The sequence below is a fragment of the Streptomyces sp. NBC_00154 genome, assembly GCF_026342835.1.
GTDB lineage: Bacteria > Actinomycetota > Actinomycetes > Streptomycetales > Streptomycetaceae > Streptomyces.
This window is the reverse complement of sequence record NZ_JAPEMI010000001.1, coordinates 1,955,998-1,969,646: the sequence shown is the minus strand read 5'-3', so window position 1 is coordinate 1,969,646 and position 13,649 is coordinate 1,955,998. Positions and strand designations below refer to the sequence as shown.

Below are 13,649 nucleotides of genomic sequence, written 5' to 3'. Positions count from 1 at the left end.
GGCGAGCCCTTTGCGTAGTCCTTCGTCACTTGCGGAGTCGGTGCACCCCCGGCAGGACCCGCAGCCGGCTTGTGTCCGCGCAAGGCGTCCTCTGGATTATTTTTGCAGGTCAGGGGGTGTTTGTTGGTACGCCCCGAGGGCTTGCGGCACCCGGATGCCGCTGTGCGGATCCTGGGGCGACGGGTGTAGGGGAGCAATGCAATGGCGGCGTATGTGCCGAACGAGCTGCTGTCGAGGCTCGTCGGGTGCCGGCTGGACGCGGTGCATTTCGTTCTGGACCACCTGGAGCTCCACTTCGGCTCGCCGGACGAGCAGATCCTCACGTACTTCGTGATGCCGTGCGTCGAGACACCCGACGGTGAGGTCTACCGTGACGGTCGGCTCGGTTACGCCGACGCCCTGCGTGCCCTGGCCGGCGAGGAGGTCGTCGACACTGCCGAGGCCACGGGCATCGGCCTGCGGATCCGGCTGCCGTCCGGCACCGTCGTCCTGCATCCGGAATGGGACGAGCTCGTCGGCCCGGAGATCGCGTCGTACCGGACCCAGGACTTTGCAGACTGGACGGTCTGGCGTCCGGGCGAGGACTCCTTCGAGGATCTGGCGTAGCCGCGTCGTCCGACGAAACTCCCGGTCCGGCGGTCCGCCGCAAGGTGCTTTCGGCTGTTTCGAGGCGCCTCCAAGGGGCGGTCCCGTTCATCCGCACCGCCCCTGACCACGCGCATCCGTCCGGTCCGGCCAGGTCAGGAAGGCGCGCCGGCCAGGACTTCCACCTTGCCGGTGTCGAGCGAGTAGTAGGCGCCGACCACGGCAAGGGCGCCCTTTGCCACGAGTGGGGCCAGGTCCTGGTTGGAGCGCAGGTCGGCCGCGGTCAGCCTGACCTGGGCGCGGGCCATGGTCTCCACCGGATCGGCACCGCCTTCGCGGACTGCCAGCTCGTACGCCGGCCGTAGAGCCTTGGCGATCGCCTCCAGGTTTCCTGGCAGCGGTTTGCCGTCGCGGATGGACTTGTACGCCGCCTCGATGGCGCCGCAGCGCTGATGCCCGAGGACCACGATGAGCGGAGTGCCACTCGTCATGGGGCCGTACTCCACGGAACCCGTGACCACCGGGCCGACGGCCTCTCCGCCGGTGCGCATCACGTAAAGGTCGCCCAGCCCGGTATCGAAGAGGAGTTCAGGCGGTACCCGGGAGTCGATGCACGCAAGGATCGACCCGAAAGGCTCCTGCGTCTGGGCCACGAGCTGGCGCCGGTCCGGATCCCGGTCGGGATGTTGCAGATCTCCGCTCACCCAGCGCTTGTTGCCGTCCATCAGTCTCGCGAATGCTGCGGCGGGCGTGGCCGGCCGCGCCTCCGGCGAAGCGCTGCTCGCCGACGGAGCGCTGTTCGTCGACGGGGTGGCGCTCGTCGACGAGCACCCCGCAAGCGCAACCGTGGCGACCGCAAGTCCGCCGGTGAGCAGAGCTCTGCGATCCGGATGTGCCGTTCTGTCCATCGGTCGTTCCCCTCGGTCCGCTGAGCCACGTCCTACGTCTTGACCAGGGCGATTGTTCAGCGCGGCGTGGGAACCCGACGGCAGGCGCACGAGGACATGGGCTGCTTTGCCACCGACGGCCCACAGGGCCGGCTTCGGGCAGTTGCTTGAGCGCCTGATGCGCGAGGTGGGCCCGAGTGGCACCACTCCTCGGGGCTCTCCTGCACCGCAGCCCGGGCCCCTCCCTCCCGACGTACCGTCAGGCCGTCGGCCGAGACGTCCGCCACCCGCCCGGCACCACGATTCCCGGCAGTGTGCGCTTCGCCGGCTCCGCGTTCCGCGAGTCCGTCATGGAGCCCGTGCTGCCCGAGTCGGCCCTGCGCGGCTTCGGCAGCCGGTGTCGGCTTCCGGACCGTGCCCGGCCCGTGGACAATCGCGGCCATGAGCCAAGAGTCGATACGGAATTACCTGGCATCGGTCGAGAGCCGACTGGCGGGCGACGGCTGCGGGCCGCGCTGGGAGGACTGGGCGGGCGCGCCTGTGCTCGTCGGCCGAAGGGCCGACTTCCGGATGCGCTGGGCGGCCACCAATCTTCATCTGTTCACCGTGGCCGCCGCCGTGCCCGAGATCACCGTCCCGGTCGTCGACACGTTCACCACACAGGTGCTCACGTACGCCAAGAAGAACAAGGGCGGGCTGCCCGTCGGCATGCAGACCGGCGTCGCCTGCTTCCCCGTGCTGGTCAGCGACCGGATCGACCCGGCCGCGATGGCCTGGGCGGAGGAGAAGCAGCGCAATCGGTTCGCCTGTTTCGCCCGACCGGTCGTCGTCGACAGTGCCCAGGGGTACGTGGGGATGTACCGGGGGAAGCCGGCCATCGGGCGCGCCTATGCCGGGCGCCGCATCGAGAAGGGTGTTCGCTACTTCCAGCCACAGGGCTGAGCCGCGGATCCGACGAGAGGCCGGGTACCACCGCCCGGCTTCGACACATCAGCGGCCTCGATCGTCACCCGATGCTGCCGCACCGAGCACCGGCAGCATCGAGAGCACCGACCCTACCGAGAGCACCGGCAGCATCGAGAGGAGAACGGCATGTCGTATCCGGAGCCGATCTACGGGGACGGCAAGGGAGAGATCAGCGCCACGTACAGGCCGGCGGACACGGTGCCGAACCTGCAGTCCCGCACCGGCAGCGCCACCCACTATCTGGCGACCACGCACACCACGCACGGCGAGTTCGGGCTGTACCGGATGGACATGGCGCCCAGAGCGGGCGGCCCGGCCACGCACTTCCACCGGTCGATCTCGGAATCGTTCTTCATCCTCGACGGGGCGGTGCGGATCTACAACGGTGAGCGATGGATCGACACCAAGCAGGGCGACTTCGTGTACGTACCGCAGGGCGGGCTGCATGCATTCCGGAACGACTCCGACGCGCCGGCGTCGATGCTGCTGCTGTTCACGCCGGGTGCGCCGCGCGAGGAGTACTTCGAGAAGGTCGCTCAGGCCGCCGAGTGGTCACAGGAGGAGCGGGTCGAGTTCTTCATCAAGCACGACACGTACTGGACGGACTGATCGGCATGGCGGGTCACCTGCATGCCGGTCATGGCGTGCAGGTGACCGCATGCGAGGTCAGCGCGCCAGGCCCGTCTTGAGTCCCGCGCCGCACAGCGGTACGACGACGCTGCGGTCCGTCCAGTCGCCGACCGCCGCCCAGCAGGCGACGCCGGTCGTCTCGACGTAGAAGCCGCGGGCCGCCAGATCCAGCTGCGCCTTGCGGATCTGATCCTCCGTCACCGTGAGGAATGTGCCGCCGGACTCCCTCACCGCCGTCAGGATCTGGCGTGCGCGCGGCGGGCGGGGGATGGCGATGCCTTCGGCGAGTGTGGGGGCGGCCGCCCGGCCGGACTCGTCGAGCAGGCCGTCCGTACCCGCGTGGAAGGCGGCGGCCAACGGTGAGACGGCCTCGGCCTGTACGGCGATCAGCGCCGGCCGTTCGTCGATCAGGCCCTGGGCGTGGAGTTCCGCGGTGGCCAGGGCCGCGCCGAGGAGCAACGTGCCGTTGCCGACCGGTACGGCGATGGCGTCGGGGAGCCGGCCGCCGAGGTCTTCCCACATCTCGTAGACGTATGTCTTCGTGCCGTGCAGGAAGTACGGGTTGAAGACGTGCGAGGCGTAGAAGGTGCCGGGGGAGTCGGCGGCGGCCCGGGCAGCGAGTGCGGCGGCCTCGCGGTCGCCGGGGACGATCTCCAGGCGGGCGCCGTGGGCCCGGATCTGTTCGGTCTTCTTCGGGGAGGTGCCCTCGGGGACGTACACCGTGCAGGGCAGTCCGGCCCGCGCACAGTAGGCGGCGACGGCTGTTCCCGCGTTGCCGCTGCTGTCCGCGACGACGCGCTCGGGGGAGAGGCGGCGGGCCAGTTCGGCGAGCATCACGGCGCCTCGGTCCTTGAAGGAGAGCGTCGGCATCAGGAAGTCGAGCTTGGCCGAGACCGCGCGAGTGAGCGGCACGAGCGGCGTGCGGCCCTCCCCGAGGCTGGTGGCGGGTGAGGAGAGGGGTAGTGCCTCCGCGTAACGCCACAGTGAATTGACGCGTCCGGCCAGGGAGTTGAGTGAGAGCCGCCCGGCGACTTCGAAGTCGAGGTCCCAAGGGCCGCTGCAGACCGGGCAGCGCCAGGTCAGGCTGGTGGTCTCGGCGCGGGTGCCGTCCTGCGGGCAGAGATAGGTGGCCATGACCGCCAGCATGTCAGGCGTGTGGCGGGCGAATGGCGAAGGTATGGCACAGCCCACGGGGCCCTTGTGGGATTCCTATGGCCGGACTGGTCGCCGCGGCCGCCACCGGAGTCGTGACCAGCCCGGGCACGGGTTCGCCGAACCGGCTGCTGAATGTCGGCACCGGCACCACGACTCCGCCGGGACCGAAGTTCGAGAACACGACGAGTTACACCATCAGCGACAACTCCACCGTCGAGTCGCCGGTCACCGTCACCGGCGTCACCGGCAACGCGCCGGCGGCGCTGAGCGTGCCCGTCGACATCACGCACACGTACATCGGCGACCTGAGGATCGACCTGGTCGCGCCCGACGGTTCGGTCTACAACCTGAAGGCGTACGGAACGGGCGGCAGCAGCGACAACGTGATCACCACCTACACGGTGAACGCCTCGTCGGAGGTGGCGAACGGCACCTGGAAGCTGCGGGTCAGCGACAACGCGGCGGCCGACACCGGGAGGATCAACTCCTGGGCACTGCAGTTCTGATGCCGCGTCCGTAGGGCATTCGCGACTTGCTGAAAGTGTGGGGGCGACCGCATCGGCGGTCACCCCCACACCCTCGCTGACCGTGCCCTGGGGGCGTCTGCGGGTTACCCCCCCTAGCGCCGACCGAGGCCCTGGTCGACGGCGGTCATCAGCTCGCCATCGCCCGTGTCCCCGTCCAGCGACCAGAACATCGCGCCGCCCAGACCGTGCTGACGGATGTACGACGTCTTGGTGCGCAGCACCTGTGGGTCGTCGTACGTCCACAGGGTCGTGCCGTCGAACAGCCATGCGTGGCCGTTCCTGAGATCCCGATGGATCTTGTACGTACCGGATTCGGCCAGCTTCTTGAGGGCCTTGTAGTCCTCGTAGCCTGCAGCCCAGGTGGCGGGTGCGGGGGCCGCGGCGGGCCGGCCGAGACCGTCGCCGCCGCCCGTCACGCCGGTCCAGCCCTGACCGTAGAACGGCATGCCCATGACCAGCTTGCGGGCGGGGGCGCCGCGCCCGATCCATTCGCGCACGGTCTGGTCGACGCTGAAGTCGTTCTTCGCGTACAGCGCGGACTGCTGCGCCGTGGTCGTCTCGCCGGACACATGGAAGTCGTAACCCTGCAGGTTCACGAAGTCGAAGTCCCGCATGATGCGACGAACGTCGAAGCCTGCGTCGATCTTGACCGGAGCGGTGGGGACGAACGCCGTCAGCTCGTAGTGCTTGGGCTTGCTGTTGTGCCCGTGGCCCTTGCCCTCCTTGGCGGTGCTCTTCGCGTACGCGTCGAGCTGGGTGCGGAATTCGTGCACCAGAGCGGTGAAGTGCCGCTTGTCCTCGGGGCGGTAGACCGTGTCCGTGTCGCCGGCGGAGCCGGGCCACTCCCAGTCGATGTCCACGCCGTCGAAGAGACCGGCCGCCGCGCCCTCGCCGCCGCGCGCCCCGTCCACCGGCAGATTGCCCTTGATGTACAGGTCGATGCAGGAGGAGACGAACGCCTTGCGGGAGGCGGCGGTGCGGGCCGCGTCCGAGAAGTGGGTGGACCAGCTCCAGCCACCCAGGGAGATCATCACCTTGAGGCCGGGGTGCTTGGCCTTCAGCTCGCGCAGCTGATTGAAGTTGCCCGCGAGAGGCTGGGTGTCGGTGTCCGCGACGCCGTCGACCGACCCTGCGGCGTCCAGCGGACGGACGTAGTCCGCCCAGGCGTCGGCCTCTCCCGGCACATTGCCGGTGAAGCACTTGCCGTCGGCGCTGACGTTGCCGAAGGCGTAGTTGATGTGGGTGAGCTTGGCCGCGGTGCCGCTCGTGTCCAGGTCCTCGACCTGGAAGTCGCGTCCGTAGACGCCCCATTGGGTGAAGTAGCCGACGCGCTTGTAGGCGGCGGAACCGGAGGCGTGGGCGGGGGAGGCGGAGCCTCCGGAGGCGGAGGCGGCGGGTGCGATCCCGGCCGCCAGTGAGAGGGCGCAGGCGGCAATGGCCAGTCTGGACAGGGTTCTTCGACGCATGGGGCCCGTTCCTGTGGGTGCGCTGAGAGGTGCGAGAGCCGTGCTGTGTGGTGAGGAAACTATTGGTCTGGACCAAAACGGGTCAAGGGGTTGGGGGTGATCGAGGGGCTTCATGGCGCCGTACCGGGCCGAGCGTGACCGAGATTGCTGTGGTGGCCGGGGCCTCGATATGCGCAGGGCGGCGCCAAGTCATCACTTCGGGTGAAACTTTGGCCTGTGCTTGCGGTTCACGACCGACGGTTGCCAGTCTGTTGCAGACTGTCAACCTGTTGGGAGTGGCCTGTGACATTCGGTGAGCAGCCCGCCTATCTGCGCGTTGCGAGCGATCTGCGAGAGAAGATCGTCAATGGTTCGCTGCCGCCGCACACGCGCCTGCCGTCGCAGGCCCGTATCCGCGAGGAGTACGGGGTCTCGGACACCGTCGCGCTGGAGGCGCGCAAGGTGCTGATGGCAGAAGGTCTGGTCGAGGGACGCTCCGGCTCCGGTACGTATGTGCGTGCACGCCCGGTCCCGCGTCGCATCGCCCGCTCCGGCTACCGGCCGGACGCGGGAGCCAGCCCGTTCCGCCAGGAGCAGGCGGCGGAAGGGGTGCGAGGGACTTGGGAGTCCCGCAGCGAACAGGAGGAGGCGGGCCCGGAGATCGCCGACCGCCTTGATATCGACCCGGGGGACCGGGTGATGCGCACCAGATACATCTTCCGGGAAGCGGGGGAGCCGATGATGCTCTCCACCTCCTGGGAACCCCTCGCGATCACGGGACGCACGCCGGTGATGCTGCCGGAGGAAGGCCCGCTGGGCGGTTGTGGGGTGGTCGAGCGGATGGCCGCGATCGACGTCGTCGTGGACAACGTGGTCGAGCAGGTCGGCGCGCGCCCGGGGCTTGCGGAGGAGCTCCTGGCGCTCGGTGGTGTGCCGGGCCATGTGGTGATGGTGATCGGGCGTACGTACTACGCATCGGGTCGGCCGGTCGAGACGGCGGACGTGGTGGTGCCCGGCGACCGCTACCGGATCTCCTACCACCTTCCCGTCAGGTGACCGGTACGTCTTGCTCCTGCCGGGCGACCGGTGCGTCGAGTTCCTGTCGGATGACCGATACTCGGACGGCCAGTCCGGCGCCCGTGATGACGAGTTAACGCCCACTCAGTTCTCGTAACCGATGGGCAATCACTGGCCGTAACGGCTTGTCATGTCCTGCTCTTACCTTCCCGTTCGTACCCGCACGCCGGACTGACGAACGGGAAGTCACCGATGACGGACACTGCCGGCCCCACGACGACGACCGAGGCCCCGGAGGTGAAGCCCGCCGGGGTCCCGGAAGCAACGGAGACCGGGCCCGCCGAGTCGCCGCCCCCCAGGCGCAGTTACGCAAAGCTCGCCGCCGACGAAAGCCGCGAGGACTACTCACTTCGCTACGCGCCGCACTCCTTCCGGCGCTGGTCGCCCTCGATGGTCGCGGGCACTGCACTCGGTGGCATCGCCTATCTCGCCGACTTCGCGATCGGCGCCTCGATCGTCTTCACTTACGGCTTCACCAGCGGTTTCGCCTCGATCCTGACCGCCGCGACGATCATCTTCCTCACCGGCATACCGATCGCCCGGGCCTGCGCGAAGTACGGCCTGGACATGGACCTGGTCACGCGCGGCGCCGGCTTCGGCTACTTCGGTTCGACGCTGACCTCGTTGATCTACGCGTCCTTCACGTTCATCTTCTTCGCCCTCGAAGGCTCGATCATGGCGCAGGCCATGCATCAGGCCGTCGGGCTGCCGGTCGAGGTCGGCTATCTGCTGACCACGTTGATCGTCATCCCCATCGTCTTCCGTGGCATGGGGGCGCTCGCCAAGGTGCAGGCGTGGACCCAGCCGATCTGGATCGTCGGCATGGTCCTGCCGTTCGTCGTGCTCGCCTTCGAAGCCCCAGACGCCTGGGGTGCGTTCGGCTCCTTCGGCGGTACGGAGGGTGCGGGATCCGGTTTCTCCTGGATCGGTTTCGGGCTCGGTACGGGCGTCGCGCTCTCGCTCATCGCCCAGATCGGCGAGCAGGCCGACTATCTGCGCTTCATGCCCGCGAAGACCGAGTCCAACAAGCGGCGCTGGAATCTCGCGGTGCTCGCCGCCGGGCCCGGCTGGGTCGTTATCGGGGCGGCAAAGCAGCTCGGCGGCGCGCTGCTGGCGTTCGTGGCTCTGGAGGCGGTCGGCAAGACGCACGCACTGGAGCCGATCGCACCGCAGATCGAGGCGCTGAAGCCGTGGCTCGGCTCATTCGCCCTCCCGGCTGCCGCTCTGTTCGTGATCGTCTCGCAGATCAAGATCAATGTGACCAACGCCTACAGCGGCTCGCTGTCCTGGTCGAACTTCTTCTCGCGGATCACCCACAAACACCCGGGCCGGGTCTGGTACATCTTCCTCAACCTCGCCATCGCGCTGACGCTGATGGAGATGAACATGTTCGCCGCCCTCAACAAACTGCTGGGCTTCTACTCGAACGTGGGCATCGCCTGGATCGCGGCCGTCGCCGCCGACCTGGTCATCAACAAGCGGATCGGGCTGAGCCCGCGGTACATCGAGTTCAAACGCGCTTATCTGTACGCGGTGAACCCGGCAGGATTCGGCGCGATGGTGATCGCCTCAACCGTCTCGATCCTCGCGTTCTTCGGGCTGTTCGGTGCCTACGCGGAGGCCTTCTCGACCTTCATCGCGGCCGGACTCTCCCTGACCCTCTGCCCGTTGATCGCCTGGGCGACGAAGGGGAAGTACTACCTGGCCCGCCCCAATCCGGTGAACGGCCCGGACGTCGAGATCGAGGACATCACGGCCACCCATACCTGCTCGGTCTGCGACACCGCCTACGAACTCCCGGACATCGCCGACTGCCCGGTCCGGTCGGGGCCGATCTGCTCGCTGTGCTGCTCGTTGGACGCGGAGTGCGGGGACGTCTGCCGCAAGGAACCGGCGGCCGGTCCGGTCCTCATGCCGATGCCGACGATCCGGACGGCAACGGCAACGGCAACGGCAACGGCAAGGGCAACGGCAACGGCAGCGGCAGCGGCGTCGACGGAGGTGGAGGCGTAGGCGACGCAAGTGATCCGTGTGGCACAGGGGGGCGCATCAGGATGAGTGCGCCCCCTTTGTGCTGGCCGGATCGGTGCCTCTTTGTGTAATTACGTATCCGTTGCGTGAAGGTCAGGCGTACGCTCGGGCATATGCGTACTGCGGTTTCCTGGGGATCCTTAGAGTCGTGCAGGCCGTTCAGGGGAGGGGCGCAATGCTCGGGAGGGACACGATGAGCGACGGCGGGGCCGTGCTCCCTTGGCTGGTGATAAGGCAGGACGACAACGGCAACAGGTACCGCGTCGGCAGGTATGCCACGCAGGCCGAGGCGCAGAAGATCGCCGACAAGCTCGACAGCCGCGGCCACAAGCAGCTCTATTGGGTCGAGCGTCTGGGGCAGAGCGCCCGTCCCTGACCGCCTTCCTCGACCGCCGCCTCGGGGAGCGGGCCGGCCGGTGGCGCGCGAGCGGGCGGGTCGGAGTGGTCGCGGTGGGTGGGCCGGAGCGTCGTGGGCCGGGGGTTACGCTCCGGCGTATGAACGATCGCGTGGTGGTGGCCGGAGCCGTTTACGACCAGGGGCGCCTGCTGGCCGCGCGCCGTAGCGCCCCGCCTGAGCTGGCGGGGCGGTGGGAGCTGCCCGGCGGGAAGCTGGAGCCGGGGGAGACCGGCGAGCAGGCGCTCGTGCGTGAACTCCGCGAGGAACTCGGTGTGGAGACGGAGCCGCTGGAGCGCATCCCCGGCGAGTGGCCACTGGCGCCCGGCTATGTGCTCCGGGTATGGACGGCGCGGCTGGTGTCCGGTGTGCCCGCCCCGCTCCAGGACCATGACGAACTGAGATGGCTCGGACCGGGTGAGAGCGACGTGGTCGACTGGCTCGACCAGGACCGGCCCGCTGTGGCCGAGGCCATGCGCCGCCTGCCGACCGGAGCCGCATCCGACCGGAACCGCCTCTGATCGGGACGCCCCGACCGGAGCCGCCTCCGACCGGAACCGCCCCTGATCGGGACGCCCCGACCGGGCCTCTGTCGGACTGCGCGCGCCAGTGAGCGTGCGCCCCCTCCGTGCGCGCACGCCGCCCTACACCCGTACGCCCCACATGTCGATTCCAGCGATAGTCCACCCCAAATATCGGGTATGGGCTGATTAGTCCCCTTAAACAGACGTTCCCTGTTTGCTCGTCTTGGGAAGTGATCGGCGTGATCGATACCGAAGGCGACTGCGCCGAGTGGACCTTTCCGGCTGTGCCGGGGGCCGTGCGCACCGCTCGGCATGCGGTCCACGAGGCACTGCGCGGCTGGGGGCTCGACGCGACGGTCGGTGATGTGACCGTTCTGCTGGTCAGTGAGCTGGTGACCAATTCCATGCGCTACACCTCAGGCCCCATCGGCGTACGACTCGTGCGGCCCCAACCCAACGGCGAAGGTCCGGACACCCGCCCCGGACTGCTTGTGGAAGTCTCCGATCCGCTTCCGGATCCGCCCACCGAACGCGCTGCCGGACCCGATGACGAAGGGGGCCGAGGGTTGCAGCTCGTGGCCCGTTCTGCTCGCCGCTGGGGGACGCGGCACGGAAATAGTGGCAAGACGGTGTGGTTCGAGCTGGCCCTCCCTGGTTAGGAGTGGGGTGGGACGCACAGCGATCACAAAGCTCGGGCAGTGCCTGTCAGTCCCTGGCTGAAAGGGACTGAGACCGTGCTGTGATCGTGAACGCCGTGTCGGTAAGCGCCGTAGTGCTGAATACTGCGGGCAGGACCGGTCCGGTGTGTGAGCTGGAGGGGACGGTCGCGTGAGCGAAATACCTGGGACAGCGGGCAACGTCGTGTGGCAGAGCAGCCCGCCTGGCTCGATCTATGACTACATCAGGGTCGCCTCCTTCTCGATCGGCCCCGACGGGCTGATCGAGCAGTGGAGCCGCCGGGCCGCCGGTCTCTTCGGCATTGCCGCAGACGAAGCGGTGGGCAGGGATCCGGTCGAGGCCTTCATGCCCTCCGAGCTGCGCACCGACGGCCATCGCCGGGTCGGCGAGATACTCGACGGCAAGGAGTGGACGGGCCTCGTCCCCTTCCGCATCCCGGGCGAAAATGCCGTCCACGGGCTCGCCGAGCTCTATGTGATGCCCAGTGAGACGGGGAGCGGGGAACGGGCCGCGCTCTGCATCGTCGTGGATGTCCGCGCCCTGCGCCGTATCGAGACGGACCTGGCGGCTTCGCAGGCCATTTTCGGCCAATCTCCCTTCGGTTTCGTGTTGTTCGGCACGGACTTCACGGTCGTACGAGCCAACCAGCGCTTCGCCACCGTCTTCGGCGGCCAGGCCGACGACCACCGCGGCCGCACGGTCGACGACTATCTCGCCCGCCCCGAGGCCGAGCGGCTCACCGCCACCCTCAAGCGGGTCCTGGAGACCGGAGACTCCGTCACCGATCTCCAGCTCGTCGGCACCGCACCCGGCGACGCGGAGAGCCGTCACTGGTCGATGAACCTCTACCGCGTGCACAGCGGAGCAGGCCGGCCCATCGGCATCGCCGGACTGGCCACCGATGTCACCCGCCGCCATATTGCCGCCCGCGAGGCCGCCAGCGCCCGCCGTAACCTCGCCCTCCTCAACGAGGCCAGCGCCCGCATCGGCAACTCGCTCGACCTGGAGACCACCGCCCGCGAACTCCTCGACGTGGCCGTACCCGGCTTCTGCGACCTCGCCTCCGTCGACCTCTACCAGGGGCTGCTCACCGGCGACGAGGCACCGCCCGGCAGCTGGGGCTCGCTCCGCCAGGAGCCCGTCGGCGGCTCCGCCGAACTGCGCCGCGTCGGCTTCGCCAGCGCCGTCTCGGACGCCGTCCCGGACAGCACCGCGACCGACGGGGACACCGACCCGCCGGTACTGGGCGCCGTCCACCGCTACCCCTTCAACTCCCCCTGCGCCAAGGCTCTGCGCACCGGCCGGGTCAAGAACGTCCCCGGGGACGACCGTGGCTTCGTCCAGTCCACCCTCGCCGTGCCGATGGTCGCCCATGACACCGTCGTCGGCCTCGTCCAGTTCTCCCGTACGAAGGGCAGCGAACCCTTCGGCGAGCGCGACCGTGCCCTCGCCACCGAACTGGCCGCCCGCGCCGCCGTCTGTATCGACAACGCCCGCCTCTACCGGCGCGAGCACGAACGCGCACTCATCCTCCAGCGCAGCCTGCTGCCACCCGGTGACCCCGAGGCCGCGGGCCTCGACATCGCCTGCCGCTATCTGCCCGGCAACGCGGCGACCGAGGTGGGTGGCGACTGGTTCGATGTGATCGAACTCCCCGGGCATCGCACCGCCCTGGTCGTCGGCGACGTCATGGGTCGCGGGCTGCGGGCCGCCGTCGCCATGGGTGAACTGCGCACTGCCGTAAGGACCCTGGCCCTCCTCGATCTGGAACCCGCCGAAGTGCTCTCCGCGCTCGATGAGGTCGCCCGCGGCCTCGGCACCCCCGGTGGCAGCACGGCCTCCGACGGCTTCGGCGGTGGCGCCCAGTGGCCCTCGAGGGCCTCCCACAAGTCCCGCGACGCTGACCTGTCCGAGGTCTACCTGGCGACATGTGTCTATGCCGTCTACGACTCGGTCACCCGGCGGTGCACCTTCGCCAACGCCGGTCACCTTCCCCCTGTTGTGGTCGAGCCGGGCGAACCGGCCCTGCTGCTCGACGTCCCGCCCGGGATGCCGCTCGGCGTCGGCGGCGAACCCTTCGAGGAAGTCGAGGTCGAACTCAAGGAGGGCGCCCTCCTCGCCCTCTACACCGATGGACTCGTCGAATCCCGCGATCACCCGCTCGACGAAGGACTGCAGGCTCTGCGCGACGCCCTCGTCGAACCCGAACTCCCCCTGGAGGACGTCTGTGACCACGTCCTGACCACCCTCGACACCCGGCACGGCGAGGACGACATCGCCCTGCTGATGGCCCGCATCCAGGGCCTGCCGGCCGACGCGGTCGGCGACTGGCGGCTGCCGAGCGAACCCCGCTCCGTCGGTCGCGCCCGCGAACTGGCCCGCAGCCAACTGATCGCCTGGGACCTCGACGACCTGGTGGACACCACCGAACTCCTCGTCAGCGAGCTGGTGACCAACGCCCTGCGGTACGGCGAGGGCGAGATTCGGCTCAGGCTGCTGCGTGACCGTACGCTCGTGTGCGAGGTATGGGACGCGGGTCTCGTCCAGCCACGACGACGCCGGGCGCGCGACACGGACGAGGGCGGTCGAGGGCTGCAGCTGGTGGGGCTGTTGAGCGCGGCCTGGGGTTCGAGGCGGACACCGCGCGGCAAGACCGTCTGGTTCGAACTGCCGCTGCCCGACGGGCAGCCGGCCGCCGAGCGCACGGTCGAGCAGCTGCTGAGTATGTTCTGACACCCGGACGTGGTGCG

General features: G+C 68.9%; 12 protein-coding genes and 1 pseudogene. 10 read left to right on the top strand and 3 right to left on the bottom strand.

Annotated features, from left to right (window positions below; all coding sequences use genetic code 11):
* Positions 1 to 201: 201 nt before the first annotated feature.
* Entirely contained in the window at positions 202 to 606 is a 405-nt protein-coding gene (locus OHA03_RS08615) for a hypothetical protein (RefSeq protein WP_267002368.1), read from the top strand.
* 134 nt (positions 607 to 740) lie between these two features.
* Here OHA03_RS08615 and OHA03_RS08610 read toward each other — a convergent pair whose 3' ends face one another.
* A complete protein-coding gene (locus OHA03_RS08610; RefSeq protein ID WP_267002366.1) occupies positions 741 to 1,493 on the bottom strand; it encodes a carbonic anhydrase in 753 nt (250 codons plus the stop codon).
* A 420-nt stretch (positions 1,494 to 1,913) separates the two neighbouring features.
* On the opposite strand from OHA03_RS08610, the gene OHA03_RS08605 reads away from it, so the two are divergent.
* Entirely contained in the window at positions 1,914 to 2,414 is a 501-nt protein-coding gene (locus tag OHA03_RS08605; protein WP_267002364.1) for a levansucrase, read from the top strand.
* Between the two features lie 150 nt (positions 2,415 to 2,564).
* Complete coding sequence (locus OHA03_RS08600) at positions 2,565 to 3,047, top strand: cupin domain-containing protein (protein WP_267002362.1); 483 nt, start codon at positions 2,565 to 2,567, stop codon at positions 3,045 to 3,047.
* 57 nt (positions 3,048 to 3,104) lie between these two features.
* Here OHA03_RS08600 and OHA03_RS08595 read toward each other — a convergent pair whose 3' ends face one another.
* Complete coding sequence (locus OHA03_RS08595) at positions 3,105 to 4,202, bottom strand: threonine synthase (RefSeq protein WP_267002360.1); 1,098 nt, start codon at positions 4,200 to 4,202, stop codon at positions 3,105 to 3,107.
* Between the two features lie 80 nt (positions 4,203 to 4,282).
* Between OHA03_RS08595 and OHA03_RS08590 the strand changes: the two are divergent.
* Positions 4,283 to 4,729 (top strand): annotated as a pseudogene (locus tag OHA03_RS08590) (proprotein convertase P-domain-containing protein); the annotation flags it as partial.
* 113 nt (positions 4,730 to 4,842) lie between these two features.
* Here OHA03_RS08590 and OHA03_RS08585 read toward each other — a convergent pair.
* Positions 4,843 to 6,216: a glycoside hydrolase family 18 protein gene (locus OHA03_RS08585; RefSeq protein WP_267002358.1), complete on the bottom strand. Its 1,374-nt coding sequence runs from the start codon at positions 6,214 to 6,216 to the stop codon at positions 4,843 to 4,845.
* A 282-nt stretch (positions 6,217 to 6,498) separates the two neighbouring features.
* Between OHA03_RS08585 and OHA03_RS08580 the strand changes: the two genes are divergently transcribed.
* The 6 genes from OHA03_RS08580 to OHA03_RS08555 all read left to right on the top strand — a co-directional run bounded on the left by OHA03_RS08580 (position 6,499) and on the right by OHA03_RS08555 (position 13,632).
* Positions 6,499 to 7,251, top strand: a complete 753-nt coding sequence (locus tag OHA03_RS08580) for a GntR family transcriptional regulator (protein WP_267002356.1) — start codon at positions 6,499 to 6,501, stop codon at positions 7,249 to 7,251.
* A gap of 213 nt (positions 7,252 to 7,464) precedes the next feature.
* Positions 7,465 to 9,285, top strand: a complete 1,821-nt coding sequence (locus OHA03_RS08575) for a cytosine permease (RefSeq protein ID WP_267002354.1) — start codon at positions 7,465 to 7,467, stop codon at positions 9,283 to 9,285.
* Between the two features lie 211 nt (positions 9,286 to 9,496).
* The gene (locus tag OHA03_RS08570) at positions 9,497 to 9,679 is read left to right on the top strand and encodes an SPOR domain-containing protein (RefSeq protein ID WP_267002352.1); all 183 of its coding nucleotides are present in this window, start codon (positions 9,497 to 9,499) and stop codon (positions 9,677 to 9,679) included.
* Positions 9,680 to 9,798: 119 nt separating this feature from the next.
* Complete coding sequence (locus tag OHA03_RS08565; protein WP_267002350.1) at positions 9,799 to 10,218, top strand: (deoxy)nucleoside triphosphate pyrophosphohydrolase; 420 nt, start codon at positions 9,799 to 9,801, stop codon at positions 10,216 to 10,218.
* Between the two features lie 233 nt (positions 10,219 to 10,451).
* The gene (locus OHA03_RS08560; protein ID WP_267002348.1) at positions 10,452 to 10,880 is read left to right on the top strand and encodes an ATP-binding protein; all 429 of its coding nucleotides are present in this window, start codon (positions 10,452 to 10,454) and stop codon (positions 10,878 to 10,880) included.
* Positions 10,881 to 11,082: 202 nt separating this feature from the next.
* Complete coding sequence (locus OHA03_RS08555) at positions 11,083 to 13,632, top strand: SpoIIE family protein phosphatase (protein ID WP_267007977.1); 2,550 nt, start codon at positions 11,083 to 11,085, stop codon at positions 13,630 to 13,632.
* The last annotated feature ends 17 nt before the right edge of the window (positions 13,633 to 13,649 follow it).